The sequence below is a fragment of the Ruminococcus albus AD2013 genome (genome assembly GCF_000526775.1).
In the GTDB taxonomy this organism is placed as follows: Bacteria; Bacillota; Clostridia; order Oscillospirales; family Ruminococcaceae; genus Hominimerdicola; species Hominimerdicola alba_A.
The window spans coordinates 3219759-3244305 of record NZ_JAGS01000001.1 but is presented as its reverse complement, the minus strand read 5'-3'; the positions used below and the strand labels follow the sequence as shown (position 1 = coordinate 3244305).

Sequence of the window (24547 nt, the reverse complement as noted above, 5' to 3'; positions counted from 1 at the left end):
CCCCTTCCTTTATTTAGAAGTTGAAACCGGAGAGGGAGGCACCCTGTGCCTCTTCTCCTGTTTACCAATGATTAATTATTGTCGTACATGAACGTTTACTGTTTATTCAAACAGATCGTCCTCATCAACGTCACCGGTGTAGCTGTCGTGGAGATAATCCTCATCTCCGTCGTCGCCGTCGCCGTAGTCGTAATCGTCGCTGCCGCTGCTGCCGTAATCGTCCAGATCACCGCGCTCGAGTTCGGAAGTACCGTCCTCGTCCTCAGCTCCGAAGCCGTCGCCGAAGTCTTCGCTCTCAGCGGACATCTTGGTATTGTCATCAGCGTAGTGTGTAGGAATGAGATCGTCGTCATCATCGAACTTCTGCTTGAGGTCGATCTCTTCGTTATTGATGTTGAGAACCTTGATATCAAGGCACAGGGACTGCAGTTCCTTGATAAGTACCTTGAATGCCTCGGGCACGCCGGGGTTAGGAACGTTCTGACCCTTAACGATAGCCTCGTAGGTCTTTACACGTCCGTTCAGGTCGTCCGACTTAACGGTCAGTATCTCCTGCAGAGTATAAGCTGCGCCGTAAGCTTCCAGAGCCCAAACTTCCATCTCACCGAAACGCTGTCCGCCGAACTGTGCCTTACCGCCGAGAGGCTGCTGTGTTACCAGTGAGTAAGGACCAACGGAACGTGCGTGTATCTTATCGTCAACGAGGTGGTGGAGCTTGAGGTAGTACATATAACCAACAGTAACGCGGTTATCGAATTTTTCACCTGTTCTGCCGTCATATACGGTGAACTTACCGTCCTCGCTCATGCTCAGTGCATTGGGGTTGATGACCTCGTCCATGGGGTGTATCTCGAAGTCGTCGTCCTTGTGCTCGAGATAGTTCTGCTGAGCCATCTTGAAGCACTCACGGATATCAGCCTCGTGTGCGCCGTCGAATACAGGGGTCATTATCTTCCAGCCAAGTGCCTTTGCAGCCATACCCAGATGAACTTCAAGAACCTGACCGATATTCATACGTGAAGGCACGCCCAGGGGGTTCAGACAGATATCCAGAGGAGTACCGTCTTCCAGGAAAGGCATATCCTCCTGAGGAAGTATACGTGAAACGACACCCTTGTTACCGTGACGACCCGCCATCTTATCGCCGACAGAGATCTTTCTCTTCTGTGCGATGTAGCATCTAACCAGCATATTTACTCCGGGAGAAAGCTCATCGCAGTTCTCTCTTGTAAATACTCTTACTTCTATAATAGTACCTGCTTCACCATGAGGTACCTTCAGGGAGTTATCCCTTACTTCTCTTGCCTTCTCACCGAAGATAGCTCTCAGCAGTCTTTCCTCGGCTGTCAGCTCGGTCTCGCCCTTAGGTGTTACCTTACCGACGAGGATATCGCCCGAGCGTACCTCGGCACCTATTCTGATGATACCGTTCTCGTCCAGATCCTTCAGAGCGTCATCGCCCACGTTGGGGATATCTCTTGTGATCTCCTCAGGTCCAAGCTTGGTATCTCTTGCTTCTGTCTCCAGATCTTCGATATGGATTGAAGTATACTTATCCTGCTTTACAAGGTTCTCGTTCAGCAGAACGGCGTCCTCGTAGTTGTAACCTTCCCAAGTCATGAAGCCGATCAGTGCGTTCTTACCAAGAGAAAGTTCGCCGTTGGAGGTAGCGGGGCCGTCACCGATTATCTGGTGAGCCTCGATACGCTCGCCCTTTTCAACGATAGGTCTCTGGTTTGTGCAGGTACCTGCGTTGGATCTCTTGAACTTTGTCAGCTCGTAGGTGTGCATATTGCCGTCGTCCTCGCGGATAACGATCTTGTCAGCGTCAACGCTCTCAACAACACCTGCCTTGGTGGATACCACTGCAACGCCGGAGTCGATACAAGCCTTGTACTCCATACCTGTACCAACGATAGGCGACTCGGTCTTCAGCAGCGGCACAGCCTGCCTCTGCATGTTCGATCCCATCAGCGCACGGTTCGCATCATCGTTCTCCAGGAAGGGGATACAAGCAGTAGCGACTGAAACGACCATCTTAGGAGATACGTCCATGAAGTCGATCTTGCTGTTCTCGATCTCCAGGATCTGGTCTCTGTATCTGCCGTTTACCTTGGGTCTTGCGAACTTGTGGTCTTCGGTCAGGGGCTCGTTAGCCTGAGCTACCATGAAGTTGTCCTCGACATCGGCAGTCATGTATACTACCTCGTCGGTAACAACGCCTGTCTCCTTATCAACTTTTCTGTAAGGAGCCTCGATGAAGCCGTACTTGTTTATTCTTGCGAATGATGCCAGATAGGAGATCAGACCGATGTTAGGTCCTTCAGGAGTCTCGATAGGGCACATTCTGCCGTAGTGTGTGTAGTGAACGTCACGAACCTCGAATCCGGCTCTGTCTCTCGACAGACCTCCGGGACCCAGGGCGGAAAGTCTTCTCTTGTGAGTCAGCTCAGCAAGAGGGTTGTTCTGATCCATGAACTGTGACAGAGGAGATGAACCGAAGAACTCTCTGATAGCCGCAGTGATGGGTCTTATATTTATCAGCGCAGTAGGAGTGATTACCTCGCTGTCCTGCGACTGGATATTCATTCTCTCACGGATAACTCTCTCCATTCTGGTGAAACCGATGCGGAACTGGTTCTGCAGCAGCTCGCCTACGGAACGGATACGTCTGTTGCCCAGGTGGTCGATATCATCAACATCGCCGACACCGTCGCACAGATTGAGGAAATAAGAGATGGTAGCAACGATATCATCGATAACGATGTGCTTAGGAACCAAATCGTCGCATCTGCTTCTGATCTCTTCCTTGAGCTCCTCGGGATCGTCGGTGCTTTCCAGTATCTCCTTGAGTACTGCGAAGCTTACCTTCTCGTTGATGCCGCACTCAGCAGGATCAAAGTCAACATAAGCCTGCATATCTACCATGCCGCTGCCTATGATCTTGACTTCCTTGTCTACCATTCTGGTAACGGTCTCGCCTGTGGGAGCAGTCTCGTACTCCTTTACCTCAACGGTAACGAAAGCTTCCTTAACACCCGCGGTCTCGATCTCCATAGCCTTCTCATAGCTGATGAGGTCGCCCTCTTCTGCCAGAACTTCGCCTGTCATGGGAGCTACGATGGGTCTTGTGATCTTATGACCTACAAGTCTGGAGCCTACGCCCAGCTTCTTGTTATACTTGTATCTGCCGAAACGTGACAGATCATATCTCTTTGCATCGAAGAACAGATTGTTCAGATGTGTCTCCGAGGACTCAACCGTGGGAGGCTCGCCGGGACGGAGCTTCTGGTATACCTGCAGCAGAGCTTCCTCGCGGTTAGCGGTCTGATCCTTCTGCATGATAGTCTGGGTCAGTCTCTCGTCAACGCCGAAAGTAGCCTCGATCTCCTCATTAGTGCCAAAGCCGAGAGCACGGATGAATGTGGTTATCGGGATCTTTCTGTTCTTATCTATACGGACATAAACGACATCGTTCGAGTCCATTTCATACTCGAGCCATGCACCTCTGTTAGGTATAACGGTGGTCTTGAACAGATCCTTACCTGTCTTGTCCTTATCAAAGGCATAGTAAACACCGGGAGAACGTACCAGCTGAGATACGATAACACGCTCTGCACCGTTGATAACGAATGTACCGCTGTCGGTCATCTTCGGGAACTCGCCCATGAAGACCTCCGACTCCTTGATCTCTCCTGTTTCGAGATTGTTCAGTCTTGCGGTAACTCTCAGGGGAACAGCGTACGTTGCATCTCTCGCCTTGCACTCTGCGATCGTGTACTTTGAATTTTCATCAAAGCGGTATCCCACGAAAGTCAGCTCCAGATTACCGTTGTAATCTGTGATCGACGAAACATCTCTGAAAACCTCCTTGAGTCCCTCGTCCAGAAACCACTGGTACGAGTTCTTCTGCACCTCGATGAGGTTAGGCATTTCCAGGACTTCGTTGATCTTGGCAAAGCTTTTTCTGGTATTCTTACCAAGTCTTACGTCCTTGACATTAACCATAGGCTCGATCACTCCTTAATTTATTTTGAAACTTTGTGAACGTTTTGTAAAACTGCACTTTTTACCCTCTTGACGTCGGGTGACCAAGTGCCTCACGAACGTGAACTTTGCCCTGTTTTTACCGCTTTCTGGCATTTTTACAGGCGTAAAGCTCCATTATGATACAGTATAAAATTATAACACAGACTTCGACCCTTGTCAAGCCTTTTCCATTGACTGCATCCCTCATTTACCCATTTTCGCCGCTTTTAACAAAAACCAATGTCATGCAGGGCTGAAAGTTTTACAATGACCATTCATAAGATATTCCGTAAATTTTTTATGAACGGAAGCCACCCCATCAAAGTACGTCAGGCAATACACACGTACCAAAAAATACGAAGGCATACGGTCGTATAATTTTCAGCTGTGATTTTTCTCATTTCCCCCATGATTTTTATGGCGGCTCGCCGCTCATCGCAATTGTCATTATTTTCCATTTTTGCTGTGTTACTGCCCATATTTACACCTGTGATATTGTGCAAACAACTGTTTTTAATTTTAACTCGGACATATTTCTGCAAGAGTTGTACAAAAACGTACAACTTTTCGACCAAAATCACTGATAGTAGAAAGACATAATTTTTTCTAAGCATGGCAAACAGCCCGGATCCACTGCCGACACAGTCGTGGTTAGGGTTCGGGCGTGGTGGTATGGGGGCACGGTGACTGCGTCGACCGTTACCCCAATTTGAAATAATATTTTATAGCAAAAGTTATTAAGAACAAAGAATAGATCCCACTTATGCGCACGATGGCAGGCAGTCGCCGCCAGAAGCCCGAGCGCAATCTTGACCGTAGTGAGCCGAACGACCGCAGGGAGTGAGAGCGAACGAAGCGTCAAGGCTTCACGTGCGCGAGGGTTCTGGCGTGGGGGTATGGGGGTATCCCCCATTTGAATAACGGGATATGAGGCGGCGTGTTATACTGTATAATAGGGAAACATACCACCTCCCCCCACGGCAAAAATCAGCCCCGAAGCACACTTCGGGGCATAGTCCACATTTTACATTATTCTGATCTGATGACACATCAAAGGAGGATCTCATGAAGCCTGAATATCACAAAATCTCCCGCTTCCAGCGTAAGCGGAGGGTGCGTTCTCACAAATCTTTCTCTTTCGGCGATAAATTCTTCTATCGCTTCCCTCGTCTCAAAAAGTCCGTACCGATTAAGCTTAAACTGCGGAAACACAAAAGGTATCTCATTATACACCGCCGAGTAATTATCCCCCGAAGAATAGGCGTAGTCGTATCCAAGAAACACCTTTTCAACGTCGGGACACTCAAACCTCGGACGAGGTATGTCCGTTTCAGCCAGAAGCAGTCTGTATCTTATATTTCGCTTTTCTGCTTCTTTTACATATTTATATATATGTTCCATATCGCTGCAGGCAGCCACCCAATAATGATCGGGTATGTTATAAGTCATGCCGATATCGATATGTTCATCATAGTATCCTTCAAAACTTTTGTCCGCATCTTCAACATAGTTCAGGAACCAGTTCTGCGCCGAATCCTTGCTGTAACCGCTGCCGTCCACGCCCCTGTAAGGATTATCCGTATATTCCTGAACGATAATTCCGTTTACTGTCATTTCTCTTTCACTCGTTCCAGTATTTCCTGTCAAGACTTCTGTACATCACCGTCTGCATCACATGGGCTTCGGTTATCATTTCGCTGTTATCCATATCAGCAACCGTCCGCGATACTTTCATCATCTTATCGTATGCGCGTCCCGAAAGCCCGAGGTTGTCAAACACCTTTCCAAGAGTGTTCCGCGCTTCCTCCGTCATCTGACAGAATTCATGCAGTCTGTCGGGAGTTATCCTCGCATTGCAGGTTATTGAAGTCCCCTCGAATCTCGCCGTCTGTATATCTCTTGCCTTCTGCACACGCGCCCGTACCTCCGCCGATGATTCTTCCTTCTGCGGTGAAGACAGATCGCCGTACTCCACAGGTTCAACTTCGATATGCACATCAAATCTGTCAAGCAGAGGCCCGCTTATCTTGTTCAGATAGTTCACCACCTGCTTGTGGGAGCATATGCATTTCCTCGTGGGATGACCGAAATATCCGCAGGGGCAAGGGTTCATGGCACCTATCAGCATGAATGAACAGGGATAGGTTATGGTGCCGAATGCACGGGATATGGTCACCTGCTGGTCTTCTATGGGCTGTCGTAGTATCTCCAGCGATGCACGGGAGAATTCTGCCATTTCATCAAGAAAGAGAAGTCCGTTATGTGCAAGGGATATCTCGCCCGGCTTGGGTATGCTTCCGCCTCCCGCAAGACCCGCTGTTGATACCGTATGATGGGGCGCACGGAAAGGTCTCACCGTTATCAGCGGCGCATTCTTGTCGATATGCCCTGCCACGGAATGTATCTTCGTGGTCTCGATGGATTCCTCAAAGGTCATGGCAGGAAGTATGGAAGGCATACGCTTTGAAAGCATGGATTTTCCCGAGCCCGGCGAACCCACCATCAGCACGTTGTGACCGCCTGCTGCCGCGACTTCCAAAGCCTGCTTTGCAAAACTCTGTCCGCGTACATCAGCAAAATCAAGCGCACCGTAATAGCTGACTTTTTCGGGCTTGTACGGCTGTGCGGGAACTATCTGCGCCTTGCCCGCCAGATGATAGACCAACTCCCCCAGTGAACCCACACCAAGGCAGTCAATACCCTCCACCACCGAGGCTTCACGCAGGTTGTCGATAGGAACGAATATCCTCTCCATGCCGTTTTCTTTTGCCATTATGGTCATGGGCAGAACACCCTGTACAGCACGTATCTCGCCGTTCAGCGCAACTTCGCCTATGAATACCGACTTCTGCATATACGCATCATTCGATATCCCCATTATCCTCAAAACAGATACTGCGATAGCAAGGTCGTGCACCGCCCCTGTCTTTTTAACATCTGCGGGTGCAAGGTTCACAAGCACCCTTGCTTCGGGGAAGTTTATCCCGCTGCTGCGAAAAGCCGAGCGTATCCTCTCACGACTCTCCTTTACCGATATATCAGCCATTCCCACGATATCGAAACTTTCAAGCCCCTCTGAACTTTCTATCTCCACCGTCACGGGAAAAGCATTCAGCCCCAGCAGACCAAGGCTGTTTATCCGCGCATACATCAGCCTTCGCCCTCTGTCTTTGCCGACATTATGCCTTCATAGAAATCCAGCACGTCCCTGTAGACCTCCTCCTTGTTGAGTTCGTTTATCAGTTCGTGCCTTGCGCCGTTGTATATCTTCATCTCAGCATCGCAGTCGTAAAGGCGCAGCTTGTTATACACTTTCAGCACTCCCCTGCCGCAGTCTCCCACAGGGTCTTTGCTGCCCGATATTATATAGGTCGGCAGTTCTTTCGGGTATTCCTCGAACCACTTGTTCCTGTTGACATAGTAATTCACACCCACCAGATTTTCAAATCCGTTTACAGTAAAACAGAAATTGCAGTAGGCATCCGCATTGTATTTTATTACCTCGTCTTCATTTCGGTTCAGCCAGTTACCGCCGTCCCTGCCCGACTTTGAGTTATATATGCCGTATTTTCCGAACATAGCCATATCTGTAAGGGGCGGTCTGAACCTGCTGCCCTTGACTTTTCTTATGCCCTGCAAATAAAGCATCAGCTGAGGTTCGACCCCCAGCAGCGCACCTGTGCCGCTGAAAATAACTCCGTCAAGTTCATCGGGGTATGAAGTCGCATAAGCCCTGCCCAGCAGACTTCCCATGCTGTGTGCAAACATGAAGTATGGCAGGTCGGGGTATTCTTTTTTCATTACTCTCGTAAGGCGGTGCATATCAGCCAGACAGTGCTGCCAGCCGTTGCGCTCGCTGATGAAACCCAGTTCCTTGTTTTTGTTCGGGTCAATTATACCGTCTTTTTCCTCGGCAAGCTTAGCGGCGGTCATACCGTGCCCCAGATGGTCGTTGCCGACTACAAGATATCCGTTATCGTTGAGAAATCTTGCAAACTCGCGGTATCTGCGCACGTATTCGCACATACCGTGTACCAGCTGTATGACTGCTTTTGGCTGAAAATCCTTCTTGGTGTATATCTCATAGTATATCTTCTTGCCCTTATCGCTTGAAGGGAAATATCTTTTCTCGGTGATGTATTCACTGTTTGACATAGTTTATACCTCCTTGTGCTTTGATTTTTGATAGATCATAGTATCGCCCTCAGCGGGCTGTTTCATTCTTGTACGATCTCTGCCTGTACAGACAGGCACTGTCTTCAATTTTGCTGACTGCCGTGAACCAGCTGAACTTCGGTGAAATTACATAAAAGTCCCTGATATCGTAAACTTCTTCCAGCACATCGAACATCGCATCTTTTTCACCCTCATACACCCAGCCGTCTGAAAGTATCAGAAAAAGCTTGTCCTCATCGGGTATACCCGCCTTGATAGCCTGAATATACCCTGCATGGCTTTCGTAATTAAGTGAACAGGCTATGTGTTCGCAGTAAAGTTCTTCCCTGAAATGCATATTGTACTCTTCAAGGGTCTGTCTGCCCACTGGATAGTTTTTTATATCGGCAAAGGTGAAATAAAACTTGCTGATGATATCAGTGTAACCTTGCTTTGAATATTCATGAAATTTTCCGCGGTCGATGTTCTTCGCCTTTATAACTTCCTCTATCTCATCACGGAGAAACAAGTGCTTTTTTCTTTCGGAAATATATTTAAGGTCATCGTATGGCATTTTGTGAACTCCTAAAATTCAAACCGCTGTTCCTGCATGGTTACAGCATCTTTTGTAGTGCAGTTGTCTTTACCAAATGTGACCACTATCCCGTCGGAACATACCAGCTGTGTGCCGCCGTTTATAAAAGCAGAAACATAGGCGTTTTCAAGGTTGCGGGAATACAGCTTAATGCCATCCTTTGCGGAATAAACATCTACAAAAGTCGGGGTCATCTCCCCCTCCTCGACCTCATCTTCCGCGTCATATCTGAATCCCACCGCCGCAATATAGTCGTATTCCGGGATATATCCCAGCCTTAGATAATGTTCACCCACCTTGTTTTCAGCTGACCACAGCTTATTCAGGTCGGTGTCACAGCATTCAAATCCGCCGCACATCACAGAACAGTATACTCTTCCGCCCCCTGAACATACACTCAGCAGTAAGCGCGGATATTTTTTGCTTTTTCCCCCGAAAAAACAGGTACTCTCGTGCAGAGGATACTTCAAGTTCAATATCAGGATAAAGCTTTTCATGATCCTTTTCTATGGAGGTGATACTGCCATCCGCAAGTGAAAGAGTGAACATTTTGTTCTCGGCATTTATGGCATAAAGCACCTTATCATCAGCACTGAAATACAGACGCTGGATCTTCTTGACCTCTTTGGTATTCCACAGGGCTTTTCCGCTTTCAACTTCATAAAGGGTTATGCCCGACCTGCTGTAAGCTGCCGCCGCGAAAAGCTTTCCGCTGTCGGATATGCACAGCCTGTCGCCGCCGGGACCATACTTAGTGTCGTACTCACCCAGCTTTGCCCCTGTGACAGAATCGAAAGCCGCGACTTTTTTCTCATATTCGGCTGCAAGCAGGTATCTGCCGCTGTTTGAAGCCTTCATTTGTCTTATAAACATTTCGTTTTCTCCTTTTTCTTTATATGGTCATAAGTTTACTGTAATTATACCACAAAAGTTTCCAACATTCAAGTAATTTAGCCAAAGATTTTTGTTGAATTTCCAAAAATCGATGGTTTATTCGTTCCTGATTGTTAAAAAAATTCTATTCCCCTTGAAAAATAATTTTATTATGGTATAATATATTGTATACGTGCAGAATGATTTCTGCATAACATAAAGGATAAAGATGATCGATTTTCCGTGGTGTGGAAAGAAATAACTGATGAGGTGAGAAAAATGAGCAAAGAAACTGAACTCTATAAGCTCTGGTGTGAAAAGGCTGTGGACGATCCCGACCTCGTAACTGAACTGAAATCCGTTGAGGGCGATGACGAAGCTATCCTCGACCGTTTTTACAGAGATCTCGAATTCGGTACAGGCGGTCTCCGCGGCGTTATCGGCGCAGGCTCCTACAGACTGAATATCTATACTATCAGACGTGCAACACAGGGTCTGGCTGACTATGTTAACCAGACATTCAAGAACGCAAGCGTTGCTATCTCCTACGATTCAAGAATCAAGTCGGACGTATTTGCCAAGGCTACCGCTGCTGTTATGGCGGCTAACGGCATCAAGGCTTACATCTACAAGGAGCTCATGCCTACTCCCTGCCTTTCATGGGCAGTACGTGAACTGGGCTGTCAGGCAGGCGTTATGGTAACAGCTTCACATAACCCCGCTAAGTACAACGGCTATAAGGTATACGGTGAGGACGGCTGCCAGCTGACCATCGATGCTGCTAACGTTGTTACCGAGAAGATCGAGTCCGTTGATATGTTCGGCGGTGCTAAGTTCATCGACTTTGAAGAGGGTCTGAAGAGCGGCATGATCGAGTATATCGGTCAGGACGTTATCGACAAGTACCTTGATAAGGTTGCTGAACAGGGCATACATACCGACCTCGTTGCAGACAGCGGTCTGAAAGTAGTTTATACTCCCCTTAACGGCACAGGCAATAAGCCCGTAAGAGCTATACTGAAAAAGATAGGCATCAAGGAAGTAACAGTAGTTCCCGAGCAAGAGAATCCCGACGGCAATTTCCCCACCTGTCCTTTCCCTAACCCCGAGATCAAGGAAGCACTGGCTAAGGGTCTTGAACTCTGCGAGAGCGTAAAGCCCGACCTGCTGCTGGCTACTGACCCCGACTGCGACCGTGTAGGTATTGCAGTTCCCGCTCCCGATGGCAGCTATGTACTGTTCTCAGGCAACGAAGTAGGCGCTATGCTGCTGAAATATATCTGTCAGGAGAGAACAGCACTGGGTACTATGCCCAAGAACCCTGTTGCTGTCAAGACCATCGTTACCACCGATATCTGCCGCAAGATAGCTGAGGAATACGGCGTTGAGCTGAGAAACGTCCTCACAGGCTTCAAGTTCATCGGTGAGCAGATAGGCTTCTTAGAGAAGGACAACGAAGCTGACAGATACATCTTCGGTTACGAGGAGAGCTACGGCTATCTGGCAGGTTCTTATGTACGCGATAAGGACGCTGTTGTAGCTTCCATGCTGATCTGTGAGATGGCTGCATTCTACCGCACAAAGGGCATCACACTGCTCCAGGCAAGAGAGAACCTCTACAATGAGTACGGCAACTATCTCCACAGCCAGGAATCCTTCCAATGCGAGGGTGCAAGCGGCATGGAGAAGATGAAGGAGATCATGGCTGGTCTGAGAACAAACGGTCCCAAGGAGATCGGCGGACTGAAAGTTACAGTATTTGCAGACTACAAGGTATCCGAGCAGACAGATATCGCAACAGGCAAGAAGACTGTACTTACTCTGCCCAAGTCCGATGTACTGGTATTCGAGCTTGAACAGGGTGCGAGCGTTATCATCAGACCTTCCGGCACAGAGCCCAAGATAAAGGCTTACTACACCGCAATCGGTGAAACAAGAGCCGCTGCCGAAAAGACCGAAGCTGCGCTGAAAGCAGACTTCAAGAAGATACTCGGCTTCTGATAAACCATTCTACCCGCAGGAACTTCCCTGCGGGTATTTTTATGCCATAAACAAACTGCGATAAGAATGCCAAAGAAGAGAGCTTTGGCTCAAGCCTTTCGCGAAAGGCTTGCGGAGAGCTCGAGAGGCAGAGCCTCTCGGTCAAGGCACAAAAGCGACGTGACAACAATAAAATCAATAGCAGACTATCTACCGACCCTATCAAAAAGCGGGCGGTCACAAAAATCCGATGGAACACAAAACTTGTGATACGCACTTTCGTGCTGGGCGCACAGACCGCCCGCGCCGTCATCGGACAGCGAAGCGAATCCGATGACTCGACCCGAGGAACGAGGGGCGACCTGATACCGCAGTACGTTAGTTAAGAGCGAAGCACTCTTGAAGTCCATGCAACAGTTAGCCGGATTTTAATTATGGGGCGGAGTTTGCCGGGCTGGTCAATGGTTTGGTTTTATGACATAGCTTTGTGAGTTTTCGCCCCTCAGCTGCGACTGCGTCGGCAGCGTCCTCGGGTCGAGTCATCGGAAACGCTGTCGCTGTTTGACGGCGTGCGCGGACAATATCTCCGCACTTGGTTTATACTGGAAATATAGATTTGTTCACGCTCGGGATTTGGTATTGCCCGCGCATTTTGACGGGAAGATAGTCTGATATTGATTTTTTGGTTGCTACGTCGCTTTTACGCCTTGATGCGAGGGCTCTGCCCTCGCGCTCCCGCAAGCCTGCTAGCGCGAGGCTTGACCGCGCGCTTTGATTCGCGGCTCGGTTTGTCTGATGCGCCAGTTTGTTTCCGCGCCTATATCCGATAATTTATCCATCTGTGTCTTTACTTTTATAAAATAGTATGGTATAATAAATTTATCTGATGCCCCATGCACCTGTCAATTAGTTTTTTACAGTCATATGCATGGGTGTTATCGCGGTAAATATTTTTTCACCCGAAATTATATGAAAGAGGTAATGACTATGTCAACTAACAGCTATGAATCCCCCTTCTGTACAAGATATGCCAGCAAGGAGATGCAGTACATCTTCTCCGCTGACAAGAAGTTCACCACCTGGAGAAAACTCTGGGTAGCACTTGCAAGGGCTGAGATGAAGCTTGGTCTTAACGTTACTCAAGCTCAGGTCGATGAGCTTGCTGCTCACATCAACGATGTTGATTACGACAAGGCTGCCGAGTACGAAAAGAAGTTCCGCCACGATGTTATGGCTCACGTACATACCTACGGTGAGGTTTGCCCCAACGCCAAGGGCATAATCCACATGGGTGCGACTTCCTGCTATGTAGGCGACAACACCGATGTCATCATCATGCGCGACGCTCTGACCATCGTAAAGAGAAAGCTTGTAAAGGTAATCGACCAACTGGCTAAGTTCGCTGACAAGTACAAGAACCTGCCTTGTCTGGCTTACACACACCTCCAGCCCGCACAGCTGACTACCGTGGGCAAGAGAGCAACTCTCTGGTGCAACGAGCTGGTAATGGACCTGGAAGACCTTGATTTCCAGCTCGGCAGACTGAAGCTTCTGGGTTCAAAGGGTACAACAGGTACTCAGGCTTCATTCATGGAGCTTTTCCACGGCGATACCGACAAGGTAAAGGAGCTTGAAAAGCTGATAGCTGAGGAAATGGGCTTTGATGCAGTTGTTCCCGTATCGGGTCAGACCTATTCCAGAAAAGTTGACTTCGCTGTATGTCAGGTACTGGCTGCTATCTCACAGAGCGCTATGAAGTTCGGCAACGATATCAGACTTCTCCAGTCCTTCAAGGAGATAGAAGAGCCTTTCGAGAAGACCCAGATAGGTTCCTCCGCAATGGCTTACAAGCGTAACCCCATGAGAGATGAGAGAATCTGCTCACTGGCAAGATACGTTATGTGCGATGTACTGAACCCCGCATTCACAGCAGGTACACAGTGGTTCGAGAGAACTCTGGACGACTCCGCAAACAAGCGTATCTCCGTAGCTGAGGCTTTCCTCGGTGTTGACGCTATACTCAACATCATGCTGAACGTTACCGACCCCGAGAACGGTCTGGTGGTATACGACAAGATCATCACCAAGAGAGTTATGGCTGAACTGCCTTTCATGGCTACCGAGAATGTAATCATGGACGCTTGCGAAAAGGGCGGCGACAGACAGGAGCTCCACGAGCATATCAGAGAGCTTTCAATGATAGCAGGTGCTCATGTTAAGCAGGACGGTCTTGACAACGACCTTGCTGACCTCATCGCGGCTGACCCCATCTTCAAGGTAACCAGAGAAGAGCTGGCTGAGATAATGAAGCCCGAGAACTACATCGGCAGATGCCCTCAGCAGGTAGATGAGTTCATAGCTAACGTTGTAAAGCCCATCATCGATGCTAACGGCGTATCCGATGATGTTGCAGAGATCAACGTATAACGATAAAACGGATAAAGGCTGATAATATCCCGCGATGGAAATTTCATCGCGGGAATATCGGCATAATACAGAGGATATCAAATCGGGCAGATATGACACGGCGGCGAAGTACCTGTTGAAAACACAAAGGGAGATACCGAACTTGCTCTCACTGTTTTCGGCTTTTTAGTGTGCGGATCGCTTGATCTGATATAGCTGATACCCGGCGGTATAAAAAGAGCAAAGCGTGACAGCTGAAGTTAAGTAAAGAGAATATAAAAGAGGAGAACAAAAATGAGAAGAAGATACGATAACAGCGGTTACTACAGAGGAAAGGTATGCCCCAGATGCGGCTGCCCCAGCTGTCAGATAATAAACGAATCCACCACCACAGGCGGAGATTACGGCGTTTGCAGCGGTATATGCGGATATATTCTGATGGGTCCTGTTGGACTGCTGTGCGGGCTTTGCGGAATGGACACCAAGACAAAGACCCGTGCTTACTGGGTATGCCCCAACTGCAACAAGAAATTCAAGGTATGACCGAGGAGAGAAAGCAGGAGATCTGGCTGAAAGCCATGGAATACGGCGGGCGGTGCGGATGTCATCAGCGGGCGGACAGAAGCTTCTTTATAGGACAGTGGCAGTTTCCTGTATGCGCAAGATGCACCGGTGTACTGATAGGGCATATCATCGGTTTTCCCTTTGCTATGAAAAAGCGCGTATCACCGTGGGCGGCGGTATGCCTTTGCGAAGTAATGCTGGCGGACTGGGTATTGCAGGCGCTGAAGATAAAGGAATCCACCAACACAAGGCGGCTGGTCACGGGAGTGGTCGGCGGTTTCGGGACGGCGGTGGTGTATGCGATGATGCTAAAGCGGATATTCTCGAAGATACTGAGGAAAACTCATGGATAAAACGGATATTAAGGTGTTGGCTGGGTCTTGTGCAGTGCTGGCGGCGATCGGATTTTCAATAGTTACGCTCGCTAAGTTCCAAAGGCTGGATTACGACCATGCAGTTCGTATAGCCGATGATTACAGCAAGGCGAATTTCAATATAGAGGATCTGGATATTGATATCGTGAGAGCTGATATCGAACGCAGTTGCTTCTCCGATGTTAAAACAGATAACATTGGATTGAAAAATTACCTTAGGCACAGCAACCACGACGATAACTCCGCGACAGAACTTGACAGCCAAACTGCCACTTTGCTTGGTGAAGTCATAGCCGAATACGAGAACGAACAGTATCATGAATATCTCGATGCTAACTCAGCAGAGATTTCCGACAAGACCTTTGATGGCTGTACGAACGGCTTTCTTGTATCGGGCGTGAATGACGAAAAATCCTTGGAGTATTTCACTGCTTCAGCACGAATAGCACATTACCCCGACAAAAGCTGTGTTGAGGAACTAAAAAAGATCAGAAGTCAGTGGTGGGAAAAATACACCGACGATAACCCCAACAAGTTTGATTATACGACCGATATGCCAACCGTTTTCAGCGGCACTGCCGAGAGCGATAATGCGTATTTCACATACGAAGTCCGATTTGACTACGGCGACGTGGAAGACCCATCGGAAATGGTGTCGGTAGGTTGTACATATTTCGGTTCGGACTATATAGCTGATTATTTTTACTACGGCTATATTAATGACTGCTATCGGGGGTTTCTGAAATTTCTGAGAAAAGAGGAAGTGACAGTTCCCGAAGAGATAATCGGGTTGCCCGATAACATCGAAAAAGAAGAGTGATATAATGGATATTGCAAAATATCAGAAAGCGGCGGACGAGATACTTGACCGCCTTATAAATGCCATGCGTGGCGGCAGGGCGGAGATACACCCTCAGTCGCTGATATGTGCGGTGGGCGCACTGGCGGGATACTCCTGTCAGAAAGATGTGCGCGTGATGTTCATGAAAAAGAACGGTCTTTCGGAGGACAAGGTGTTCACGATAATGACCGACAAGCAGGGCAGGAAATTCTATTTCGGCGACCTTATAAACGAACCTCTCGTCAACGAGAAGTATTCGGTATGGTCGATGATAGGCGGTGCTGTAAAACAGCACGGCGGTAAACTGCCAGATGTGAACGACATATTCCGCTACATATCCTACACCGTGGGTGGCGAGAATTTCGGAAAGCCCCGCGCCTGCGAAGTGGGCGATGATATGGGCATCTACCTGAAACAGCTGTGGCTCCCCCTTAACGGCATAGCAAGCAAGTATGCCGCAGACGGCGAACTGCATATCATATACGGCATTGCTCTGCAAAAGGCAGTATTCGCGGCGGGAAAACAGATGGACGTCACCGAGGCGGCGCGGATAGCTATGGAGAGCGCTGTCAGCATGAGCAAGGTGGATTATAATAGTTTTTGCAGGTGAAAGGCACGAAATCCCATACGACCTGTGACATCTGAGTTATTTGACGAGGTGATAATGTGAAAAAGATCTTTCCGTTGATTTTGGCATTAGCACTTGCAGGCTGTGCAGGTGCTTCAAATAATGACAGCAAAGCCGAAAGCAAAGCTGAGACTTCTGCTGTGAATGATACTGCTGAGCAGGTATCTTCAGATGTTTCACCGGATATTCCCGACAGTATGACAGAAATCTCTGACGAAAAATTGTCCACCGGAATAATCAGTCACGTACAGTACAGTAGTCTGATAATGAAATATGATTACATGGTTGATTCAACAGAGGAATACAAAATATTCAAAAGCTTCTGCGGTGATGTACCTGAATTCGACGACATCGACTTTGACAAGTACACCCTGTTTGCAAAAACAGGAGCAGGAAGCAGCGGTGACAAATATGTTATCGACCGCGTGCTTATCAGCGGAACAAAAGTGATGCTGAACATCACAAAGACAGAAGATGGCATGACCGATGACAATGTGAAGCGCTGGTTTTATGCAGTAATACCAAAAGCAGATCTCCCTGATGAGATCAAGGATTGGAAAAGACCATCGGAGTCAAAAATGGCTTCGGCAGGGATTTCACTGGTGAATGCCTGTATAGAACCCAACAGTTTCAATACTGCAAAATATGAGGCTATACTCAAAAAGTATGATGCTTTCCAAGCTTCGATCAGATACATGGGCAGCGATGGAATGATATTATTGCGTTTTTTAACAGTAAAGAGCGACGCTGATGGGATAAATCAAGATATCGAAAGCAGCTTTGTGCCCCAGCTGTCAGAGAAAGGCGAAAACAGGATAACAGTCACAAAGACTGATCTGCCGACTTCGGTGTATAAAGAACAGAACAGCAATTCACCTGATAGCTATGACACAGGAAGTATATTAGTGCGCATACAGTGCACAGAACCATCAAGTCAGTACAATGAAGCGGCTGACTATATCGAAGAAGCATTCGGTGAAACTGATTGGATAAGTTCACCCAAAGATAACTGCATAGAGGGTAGATTAGAGCTCGACAACTTCCCTGTCGAGAAACTCCAAAGCAGTATTGAAGCGATTAATGACGTGAATGAAAAATTTGATATAAAGCTGAATGGATTCAGCTTGACATATAAATATAACTGAAAGGACAGATAATGATGAAGATCGAAACTAAATGTTTGCATGAGGGATATACCCCCAAGAACGGAGAACCCAGAGTTGTGCCGATAGTACAGAGCACTACTTATGTTTATGACTCAACCGATGCTGTGGCTGCGGTATTTGATGACCCCACCCTCAGCCTTATCTACGGCAGATTCGAGAACCCCACCACTGATGCGGTTGAAAAGAAGATCGCTGCTCTGGAGGGCGGTGTGGCTGCTATGTGTACCTCTTCGGGTCAGGCTGCTTCTCTCTGCTCGATACTGAACATCTGCGAGAGCGGCGACAGCTTTATCGCTTCTACCGCTATATACGGCGGTACTATCAACCTGTTCAGCATAACACTGAAAAAGCTGGGCATCGAGTGCATATGGGTTGACCCTGACTGCACAGAGGAAGAGCTGATGGCTGCTTTCAAGCCCAACACCAAGCTGGTATTCGGTGAGACTATCGCTAACCCCTCGCTGACAGTACTGGATATCGAAAAGTTCGCAAAGGCTGCACACGCTAACGGCGTTCCGCTGATAGTTGACAACACCTTTGCTACACCTATACTTTGCAGACCTATCGAGTGGGGTGCTGATATCGTTATACACTCTACATCAAAGTACATGGACGGCCATGCAGTACAGGTAGGCGGCGTTATCGTTGACAGCGGCAAGTTCGACTGGGCAGCAAGCGGAAAGTTCCCATGCATGACTGAACCCGATGAGAGCTATCACGGCACTATCTACACCGAGAAGTATCCTTTTGCACCTTTCATCGTAAAGGCTCGTATGCAGCTGATGAGAGACTTCGGCTGCTACCCTGCGGCTAACTCCTCTTTCCTGCTGAACCTCGGTCTGGAAACACTGCCTGTACGTATGAAGCAGTATGTTGAGAATGCTAAGATTGTAGCTGAGTACCTGAACAATAACGACAAGGTTGAGAGCGTGTTCTATCCCGGTCTGGAGGGCAACAAGTACTATCCTCTGGTACAGAAGTATCTGCCTCTGGGTGCTTCGGGCGTTATCAGCTTCTCCATCAAGGGCGGCAGACCTGTTGCTGTCAAGTTCATGGACAGCCTGAAACTGGCTTCCAACGAAGTTCACGTTGCAGATATCCGTACCTGCGTACTGCACCCCGCTTCTGCTACACACAGACAGCTTACCGAGGAACAGCTGGTAGCCGCAGGCATCGACGGAGGTATGATAAGATTCTCCGTTGGTCTTGAAAACGTTGAGGATATACTGGACGATCTGAAGCAGGCATTTGCGGCTATCTGATCGATAGTTTAACTTACGGACTGCGGGATTCACTGAGGGAAACCTTTCTGATGAAAGGTTCTCCCTCAGACTCCTTTCCAAAGACTTTTATATAGGTAAGCGGGGGATAGCCGTACTTTAAAAGTACAGCTATCCCCCGCATTTTGTTTTCTATTTTAGAATAGCTATCCCCCGCTTACCTAAGTAAAAAGTTTTAGGAAAAGGGGTTTGGGGGAATAACCCTTTTTCAAAAGGTTTTTCCCCCAATCAACCTCGCAGTTCGTAAGTTAAATCATCAATCACTGACGGAGATAAACGCCGTTTTCTTCGATGTAGTCCTCCATATCGTCTTTATAGCCGAGGTGGAGGGGGTCGCTATCGAGTGCTTTCAGTGCGCGCTGACCGATATCCTTACGGAAGTGTGCGCCCTCGAAGGTGATCTTTTCAACGCCCTGATATGCTTTTTCAAGAGCCGAATTCAGGGTAAGACCCTTTGCGGTAACGCCGAGAACACGTCCGCCGCTGGTGAGGAACTTGCCGTCAGCAAGCTTTGTTCCCGCATGGAAGACCTGAGCGCCCTCGACCTGTCCCTTAGCGTCAAGACCCTTGATCTCGATTCCCTTGGGGTAAGAGAGGGGGTATCCGCCGCTTGCCATTATAACACAGGCACAGCTGCCCTCTGCCCATTCAACGTTGAGTTTGCTGAGCTTATGGTCATAGATAGCTTCCATGATGTCAACGAGATCTGTTTTCAGCATAGGCAGAACTACCTGTGTTTCGGGGTCGCCGAAACGGCAGTTGTACTCGATGACCTTGGGTCCCTTGGGAGTGAGCATAAGTCCGAAATACAGACAGCCCTCAAAAGTTCTGCCCTCGGAATTCATGGCATTGATGGTAGGCAGGAATATCTTCTCCATACACTCCTTAGCTATTGCTTCGGTGTAGTAGGGGTTAGGAGATACAGTGCCCATTCCGCCTGTGTTGAGACCCTCATCGTTATCGAGTGCTCTCTTGTGATCCATGGAGGATATCATAGGAACGACAGTTTTGCCGTCTGTGAAGCTGAGTACAGATACCTCGGGGCCTGTGAGATACTCTTCAACGACGATAGTGGAACTGCTGTCGCCGAACTTTTTATCATCTATCATTTCCTTGATAGCTGTTACAGCTTCTTCCTCGTTCTGCGCAAGTATAACGCCCTTGCCCAGTGCAAGACCGTCAGCCTTTATAACAGCGGGATAAGTGTTCTGCTGCTTAACGTAAGCTATAGCAGACTCGCTGTCCTTGAATACCTCGTAGCCCGCAGTGGGGATAGAGTATTTCTTCATCAGTTCCTTGGAGAATACCTTTGAACCCTCGATTATAGCGGCTGCCTTTTTAGGTCCGAAGGTCTTGAAGCCCTCAGCCTGCAAAGCGTCTACCATGCCCAGTACCAGCGGATCGTCGGGTGCTACTACTACAAGATCGACAGCCAGCTTTTTAGCCAGTGCAACAACACCGTCAACATCGGTAGCACCAACGTCAAAGCACTCAGCCATTGCGGATATACCGCCGTTGCCGGGGGTGCAGTAGATCTTTTCAGCTTTAGGGGACTGTGCAAGCTTAGCGATTATAGCGTGCTCGCGTCCGCCGCCGCCGACTACAAGTATTTTCATTTAAAACACTCCTTTATGAATTTATCAGGTCTTTGAGAAACGTATGGTCTTTAAAACTTCATTGAAGTTGTTCCGCATTGCTGCGGTACACTGATCGTATGAGATGACCCATACTTCAAGGACAGCGGTGTCCTCGGCAAGTATGCTGATATCCAGATCGAAGGATATGCCGTCAACGGAATATACTCCGCTGACAGTATAAGCCGCGTGTCCCCCGACCTTGGTATCGCCGCGGTCGGTGATCTCGATCTGATCTTTCAGCCCCTTGGAATCTATCACTGCATCAGCCACATCGCTGAGGGTCATATCCGCAATAGTTTCAACCACGCGGGAATTTATCATTATCGAGCAGTTGTCCTTTGCATCAGCGATATCATCGCTCTTATATACTATCGACGTTGAAGAAGCAGAATCCTGAGTGGTCTCCCACTTTTTATCGTCAGCCTTTACGGTAAAAACGGGCTTGGTTTCCTTTTTCTTCTTTTCCGCCGCCGAAGATAATGTATCGGCAGCTTCGGGATCCTTGATCTCGATGACCGTTTTGTCTTCAGCTTCCGCCTCGGAGTTTTCAGCCGCCGCGGTATTGTCAGCCGCAGGAGCGCCCTCATTCGGGTCAATAATGACTATACCGGGAGTATTGCCCGCAGGCGCACCTGCCGCCCCCGAACTGCTGTCCTTTTTGCCCGATCCGTCCTTGCTTTCCTTGCCGCCGCAGGCAGCAAGACTGACAGCCACGACTGCTGCCATAGCAGCGATAGCGATCTTTTTCATTTCAAAACCACACTTCTGTCAAAATATTATGAGTTTATTCTGCCTCAACGACCTCTGCGTTCTCGAGAGTCTCCTCAGCGGTCACAGTTTCTTCCTCGGTAGTAGTCTCGTCGTCAGCATCAGTAGTTTCATCATCTGTTACAACATCGTCAGAAACAACAGCCTGTGCAGCAGGCTTGGAATCGTTAGCCTTCTCCTCTTCCTTCTTGCCGCAAGCGGTCAGAGACATAGCAGCTACGGCTGCAGCGATGATCATTACCTTTGTAAATACCTTATTCATTTTAAACTTCTCCATTCATGTGCCGATATCCCGGCTAAATTTTACTTTCCTGATAAATGCGCAACTGCGCATTTTTTTACATACTGTGCGGTCATTGCCGCTATACGGACTTTACCGACAACATCATAGCGTTGTCGGTATCTTCCGTATTTAAGTTGAACTTATTCAGCTGCTGATTCAACAGTCTCCTCTGCGGTAACTGTTTCTTCCTCGGTAGTGGTTTCATCATCAGCATCAGTAGTCTCATCATCGGTCACTACAACATCACCGGAAACAGCCTGTGCTGCAGGCTTGGAATCGTTAGCCTTTTCCTCTGCCTTCTTGCCGCAGGAAGCCATTGTCATTGCTGCAACAGCAGCTGCGATCACCATTACCATACCGATTTTCTTGTTCATTTTACATTACTCCATTCATGCCGCCGGACTCTCCGGCTGAAATTTTATTTGTAACGGCATAACGATCTCCCATATCTCCGCCGATGATACATTGTATATCGATCGTTGGTGGTATGGGGATACTTTATGTCGGTTACTTACTTTCCTTACTATGCGTCATGCGCATAATTTCCTTACTGTGCGGTCTTACCGCTATTCAAACTGCACCGACCACATAAGGTCACGCAGGTCGTTGTCGATATCCGATACACTTGTTTCGGTTATCGTAAAGCAGACATTCACTTCGGTATACCCGTTGAAGCCCGTATACTGCAAGATCCTGGAGTCAACTCCGAAAGCCGACGTATCGAGAGTATACTCTCTGCGTATCCACGGGATACCGTTGATATCAAGGGTACTCCAGTCGATAAGAGACTGCCCTGCGGGCGGAGCTTTCATCAGATTCACTGCTCTCCTCAGCTATGCTGCTTCATTCGGCGCGGCACTTTCTCCCTGATCTTTATCGGGAGCCTTGCCGCAGGCGGTGAGTATCACCGCCGCCGACAGCGCCGCAATTATTATTCTTTTATCCATTAGTGATGGAAGAGTCTGATACCTGTGAATGCCATAGCCATACCGTACTTGTTGCAGGTATCTATAACATTGTCATCACGGATAGATCCGCCGGGCTCTGCGATATATGCAACGCCTGACTTCTTAGCTCTCTCGATATTGTCGCCGAAGGGGAAGAAAGCATCGGAGCCGAGACATACATCGGTATTCTTAGCCAGCCATTCCTTCTTCTCCTCGCGGGTCAGAGGCTCGGGCTTGGTCTTGAATATTCTCTGCCACTCGCCCTCAGCCAGAACGTCCTCGTACTCATCGCCGATATATACGTCGATAGCGTTGTCACGGTCAGGTCTGCGGATATCGTCCTTGAAAGGCAGAGCCATTACCTTGGGGTTCTGTCTCAGCCACCAGTTATCAGCCTTGCTGCCTGCAAGTCTTGTGCAGTGTACTCTGGACTGCTGACCTGCACCGATACCGATAGCCTGTCCGTTCTTGACATAGCATACGGAGTTGGACTGGGTATACTTCAGTGTGATGAGGGAGATCATCAGATCTTCCAGCTTGTCATCGGGGATATCCTTATTCTCGGTAACAACGTTGGAAAGCAGTGCCTTATCGATCTTCAGCTCGTTTCTGCCCTGCTCGAAGGTCACGCCGAATACCTGCTTGCGCTCGATCTCAGCGGGAACATAGTTCTCGTCGATCTTGATGATATTGTATGTACCCTTTCTCTTGGACTTGAGTATCTCCAGAGCTTCATCGGTATAGCCGGGAGCGATAACGCCGTCGGATACCTCTCTCTGTATCATCTTGGCAGTAGGAACATCACATACATCGGACAGTGCGATGAAATCGCCGTAGCTGGACATTCTGTCTGCACCTCTTGCCCTTGCATAAGCGCAAGCCAGTGAAGAAAGCTCGCCCAGATCGTCAACGAAGTATATCTTAGCCTCAGTCTCTGTCAGGGGTCTGCCGATAGCGGCACCTGCGGGAGATACGTGCTTGAAAGAAGTTGCAGCGCACATACCGGTAGCAGCTTTCAGCTCCTTTACCAGCTGCCAGCCGTTGAAAGCGTCCAGCAGGTTGATATAGCCGGGCTTGCCGTTGAGCACTTCGATAGGAAGATCCTTACCATCCTCCATATATACTCTTGACGGCTTCTGATTGGGGTTGCAGCCGTACTTCAAAAGCATCTCGTTTGCCATTGTTATTACCTCCGATTAAAATATAATTTTATCCTTATCCGCGGGATCATCCGCGTCTTTATCAGCTTTTACTATCGGGACTTTACCGAAGAAATCATCGGGATCCACAGTTTTAGTTCTTTCATCCATGCGGCGCATTTCTATGCCCATGTTTTTGAACATCGGGTCATCAGGATCTTTTACCACCAGAATATCATCACTGTTTCTGTTGGCGCGGGCATCTATCTGTTCTGCCGAATACTTGTCGAACTGTAAAATATCTGCCACAGTGTTTCCCAGTGCTGCTCTTGTCAATGAGTCCATTTCTTTGCCTGTTGGTGCGCCCGAAGGTTCGTTCACTCTCAGTTCGATGGGTGAAACGCTTTTTATCATTTCGATAAACTCTTCAATTTCACTGCGTGTCGCAAAATTCAGCACATCGCTCGCTGCTTCACTGTTATACTTTATATAAATATACAGCTGATACGTCGGTTTATTGCTTTGAAGACCGTAATACCTCGGCTGAATAATGTCTATATCGGTGTAAAGAGTCAAATGACATGATAACAAACCGTAGATACCCTGATCCAGCGCTGCATTGTCGCCCTTCACATTCCGGCATTTTCTTACAGCTTCATCAAGGTCGCCCTTGTACAGAAGTTTCGAGCGCCTGTATTCCTTTTCTGTCTTGCTGATAAAGAAAAGGAACGGCCCCCAAAGCAGCAGCAGAAAAGGTAAAGCAAAGATCAGATCAAATACGTCAAAGAGCATCATAGGTAAGAATAGCAGTGTGAAAAGGGTGATTATAACAAACCCGTTCTTTTTGTTCTGCCTGTACTTGTCATTATTATTCATATTCTG

22 protein-coding genes are annotated in these 24547 nt (G+C 48.2%); 8 read left to right on the top strand and 14 right to left on the bottom strand.

Going from position 1 to position 24547, the window contains the following annotated elements; translation table 11 throughout:
* Window positions 1-102: 102 nt before the first annotated feature.
* The 7 genes from rpoB to N773_RS0114575 form a co-directional block, all read right to left on the bottom strand.
* Window positions 103-4008: a DNA-directed RNA polymerase subunit beta gene (rpoB, locus tag N773_RS0114610; protein ID WP_024858486.1), complete on the bottom strand. Its 3906-nt coding sequence runs from the start codon at window positions 4006-4008 to the stop codon at window positions 103-105.
* Between the two features lie 1071 nt (window positions 4009-5079).
* Window positions 5080-5643 carry a hypothetical protein gene (locus N773_RS0114600; protein ID WP_024858484.1) on the bottom strand — a complete coding sequence of 188 codons (564 nt, stop codon included), beginning with the start codon at window positions 5641-5643 and terminating at the stop codon, window positions 5080-5082.
* Window positions 5644-5650: 7 nt separating this feature from the next.
* Window positions 5651-7180: a YifB family Mg chelatase-like AAA ATPase gene (locus N773_RS0114595; protein WP_024858483.1), complete on the bottom strand. Its 1530-nt coding sequence runs from the start codon at window positions 7178-7180 to the stop codon at window positions 5651-5653.
* Window positions 7180-8184, bottom strand: a complete 1005-nt coding sequence (locus tag N773_RS0114590) for an alpha/beta fold hydrolase (RefSeq protein WP_024858482.1) — start codon at window positions 8182-8184, stop codon at window positions 7180-7182. Before N773_RS0114590 ends, N773_RS0114595 begins: the two co-directional genes overlap by 1 nt.
* Before the next feature lie 49 nt (window positions 8185-8233).
* A complete protein-coding gene (locus tag N773_RS0114585) occupies window positions 8234-8758 on the bottom strand; it encodes a DUF6756 family protein (RefSeq protein ID WP_024858481.1) in 525 nt (174 codons plus the stop codon).
* Between the two features lie 11 nt (window positions 8759-8769).
* Complete coding sequence (locus N773_RS0114580) at window positions 8770-9138, bottom strand: hypothetical protein (protein ID WP_024858480.1); 369 nt, start codon at window positions 9136-9138, stop codon at window positions 8770-8772.
* Window positions 9122-9652 (bottom strand): hypothetical protein, encoded by a 531-nt coding sequence (locus tag N773_RS0114575; RefSeq protein ID WP_024858479.1) that lies wholly within the window; start codon window positions 9650-9652, stop codon window positions 9122-9124. The genes N773_RS0114580 and N773_RS0114575 overlap by 17 nt, the downstream gene beginning before the upstream one ends.
* Before the next feature lie 279 nt (window positions 9653-9931).
* Between N773_RS0114575 and N773_RS0114570 the strand changes: the two genes are divergently transcribed.
* The 8 genes from N773_RS0114570 to N773_RS0114535 all read left to right on the top strand — a co-directional run bounded on the left by N773_RS0114570 (window position 9932) and on the right by N773_RS0114535 (window position 18873).
* Window positions 9932-11653: a phospho-sugar mutase gene (locus tag N773_RS0114570; protein ID WP_024858478.1), complete on the top strand. Its 1722-nt coding sequence runs from the start codon at window positions 9932-9934 to the stop codon at window positions 11651-11653.
* 966 nt (window positions 11654-12619) lie between these two features.
* Entirely contained in the window at window positions 12620-14059 is a 1440-nt protein-coding gene (gene purB / locus N773_RS0114565; protein ID WP_024858477.1) for an adenylosuccinate lyase, read from the top strand.
* A 273-nt stretch (window positions 14060-14332) separates the two neighbouring features.
* Entirely contained in the window at window positions 14333-14581 is a 249-nt protein-coding gene (locus N773_RS0114560; RefSeq protein WP_024858476.1) for a hypothetical protein, read from the top strand.
* Window positions 14578-14955, top strand: a complete 378-nt coding sequence (locus N773_RS0114555) for a DUF2085 domain-containing protein (RefSeq protein ID WP_024858475.1) — start codon at window positions 14578-14580, stop codon at window positions 14953-14955. The genes N773_RS0114560 and N773_RS0114555 overlap by 4 nt, the downstream gene beginning before the upstream one ends.
* Window positions 14948-15796, top strand: a complete 849-nt coding sequence (locus N773_RS0114550; RefSeq protein ID WP_024858474.1) for a hypothetical protein — start codon at window positions 14948-14950, stop codon at window positions 15794-15796. Before N773_RS0114555 ends, N773_RS0114550 begins: the two co-directional genes overlap by 8 nt.
* Window positions 15797-15800: 4 nt before the next feature.
* Window positions 15801-16427 (top strand): hypothetical protein, encoded by a 627-nt coding sequence (locus N773_RS0114545; RefSeq protein WP_024858473.1) that lies wholly within the window; start codon window positions 15801-15803, stop codon window positions 16425-16427.
* An 80-nt stretch (window positions 16428-16507) separates the two neighbouring features.
* Window positions 16508-17590 carry a hypothetical protein gene (locus tag N773_RS0114540; protein WP_196231647.1) on the top strand — a complete coding sequence of 361 codons (1083 nt, stop codon included), beginning with the start codon at window positions 16508-16510 and terminating at the stop codon, window positions 17588-17590.
* Between the two features lie 14 nt (window positions 17591-17604).
* Window positions 17605-18873 carry an O-acetylhomoserine aminocarboxypropyltransferase/cysteine synthase family protein gene (locus N773_RS0114535; RefSeq protein ID WP_024858471.1) on the top strand — a complete coding sequence of 423 codons (1269 nt, stop codon included), beginning with the start codon at window positions 17605-17607 and terminating at the stop codon, window positions 18871-18873.
* A 278-nt stretch (window positions 18874-19151) separates the two neighbouring features.
* Here the strand turns inward: N773_RS0114535 and purD are convergent, their stop codons facing one another.
* The 7 genes from purD to N773_RS0114495 form a co-directional block, all read right to left on the bottom strand.
* Window positions 19152-20507, bottom strand: a complete 1356-nt coding sequence (purD, locus tag N773_RS0114530; protein ID WP_024858470.1) for a phosphoribosylamine--glycine ligase — start codon at window positions 20505-20507, stop codon at window positions 19152-19154.
* Window positions 20508-20531: 24 nt separating this feature from the next.
* A complete protein-coding gene (locus N773_RS0114525; protein WP_024858469.1) occupies window positions 20532-21278 on the bottom strand; it encodes a hypothetical protein in 747 nt (248 codons plus the stop codon).
* Window positions 21279-21312: 34 nt separating this feature from the next.
* The gene (locus N773_RS0114520) at window positions 21313-21558 is read right to left on the bottom strand and encodes a hypothetical protein (protein WP_024858468.1); all 246 of its coding nucleotides are present in this window, start codon (window positions 21556-21558) and stop codon (window positions 21313-21315) included.
* 161 nt (window positions 21559-21719) lie between these two features.
* A complete protein-coding gene (locus N773_RS0114515) occupies window positions 21720-21953 on the bottom strand; it encodes a hypothetical protein (RefSeq protein ID WP_024858467.1) in 234 nt (77 codons plus the stop codon).
* Window positions 21954-22145: 192 nt separating this feature from the next.
* Complete coding sequence (locus N773_RS0114510; RefSeq protein ID WP_155250903.1) at window positions 22146-22400, bottom strand: hypothetical protein; 255 nt, start codon at window positions 22398-22400, stop codon at window positions 22146-22148.
* A gap of 125 nt (window positions 22401-22525) precedes the next feature.
* On the bottom strand, window positions 22526-23707 hold the full coding sequence (locus N773_RS0114500) for a phosphoribosylaminoimidazolecarboxamide formyltransferase (RefSeq protein WP_024858465.1): 1182 nt from the start codon (window positions 23705-23707) through the stop codon (window positions 22526-22528).
* Between the two features lie 15 nt (window positions 23708-23722).
* Window positions 23723-24541, bottom strand: a complete 819-nt coding sequence (locus tag N773_RS0114495; protein WP_024858464.1) for a hypothetical protein — start codon at window positions 24539-24541, stop codon at window positions 23723-23725.
* Between the last annotated feature and the right edge of the window lie 6 nt (window positions 24542-24547).

What these genes read in the sequence shown, in the direction of transcription:
- rpoB (WP_024858486.1), bottom strand. Translation starts at nt 4,008, where the DNA reads ATGGTTAATGTCAAGGACGTAAGACTTGGTAAGAATACCAGAAAAAGC.
- N773_RS0114600 (WP_024858484.1), bottom strand. Translation starts at nt 5,643, where the DNA reads ATGACAGTAAACGGAATTATCGTTCAGGAATATACGGATAATCCTTAC.
- N773_RS0114595 (WP_024858483.1), bottom strand. Translation starts at nt 7,180, where the DNA reads ATGTATGCGCGGATAAACAGCCTTGGTCTGCTGGGGCTGAATGCTTTT.
- N773_RS0114590 (WP_024858482.1), bottom strand. Translation starts at nt 8,184, where the DNA reads ATGTCAAACAGTGAATACATCACCGAGAAAAGATATTTCCCTTCAAGC.
- N773_RS0114585 (WP_024858481.1), bottom strand. Translation starts at nt 8,758, where the DNA reads ATGCCATACGATGACCTTAAATATATTTCCGAAAGAAAAAAGCACTTG.
- N773_RS0114580 (WP_024858480.1), bottom strand. Translation starts at nt 9,138, where the DNA reads ATGTGCGGCGGATTTGAATGCTGTGACACCGACCTGAATAAGCTGTGG.
- N773_RS0114575 (WP_024858479.1), bottom strand. Translation starts at nt 9,652, where the DNA reads ATGTTTATAAGACAAATGAAGGCTTCAAACAGCGGCAGATACCTGCTT.
- N773_RS0114570 (WP_024858478.1), top strand. Translation starts at nt 9,932, where the DNA reads ATGAGCAAAGAAACTGAACTCTATAAGCTCTGGTGTGAAAAGGCTGTG.
- purB (WP_024858477.1), top strand. Translation starts at nt 12,620, where the DNA reads ATGTCAACTAACAGCTATGAATCCCCCTTCTGTACAAGATATGCCAGC.
- N773_RS0114560 (WP_024858476.1), top strand. Translation starts at nt 14,333, where the DNA reads ATGAGAAGAAGATACGATAACAGCGGTTACTACAGAGGAAAGGTATGC.
- N773_RS0114555 (WP_024858475.1), top strand. Translation starts at nt 14,578, where the DNA reads ATGACCGAGGAGAGAAAGCAGGAGATCTGGCTGAAAGCCATGGAATAC.
- N773_RS0114550 (WP_024858474.1), top strand. Translation starts at nt 14,948, where the DNA reads ATGGATAAAACGGATATTAAGGTGTTGGCTGGGTCTTGTGCAGTGCTG.
- N773_RS0114545 (WP_024858473.1), top strand. Translation starts at nt 15,801, where the DNA reads ATGGATATTGCAAAATATCAGAAAGCGGCGGACGAGATACTTGACCGC.
- N773_RS0114535 (WP_024858471.1), top strand. Translation starts at nt 17,605, where the DNA reads ATGAAGATCGAAACTAAATGTTTGCATGAGGGATATACCCCCAAGAAC.
- purD (WP_024858470.1), bottom strand. Translation starts at nt 20,507, where the DNA reads ATGAAAATACTTGTAGTCGGCGGCGGCGGACGCGAGCACGCTATAATC.
- N773_RS0114525 (WP_024858469.1), bottom strand. Translation starts at nt 21,278, where the DNA reads ATGAAAAAGATCGCTATCGCTGCTATGGCAGCAGTCGTGGCTGTCAGT.
- N773_RS0114520 (WP_024858468.1), bottom strand. Translation starts at nt 21,558, where the DNA reads ATGAATAAGGTATTTACAAAGGTAATGATCATCGCTGCAGCCGTAGCT.
- N773_RS0114515 (WP_024858467.1), bottom strand. Translation starts at nt 21,953, where the DNA reads ATGAACAAGAAAATCGGTATGGTAATGGTGATCGCAGCTGCTGTTGCA.
- N773_RS0114500 (WP_024858465.1), bottom strand. Translation starts at nt 23,707, where the DNA reads ATGGCAAACGAGATGCTTTTGAAGTACGGCTGCAACCCCAATCAGAAG.
- N773_RS0114495 (WP_024858464.1), bottom strand. Translation starts at nt 24,541, where the DNA reads ATGAATAATAATGACAAGTACAGGCAGAACAAAAAGAACGGGTTTGTT.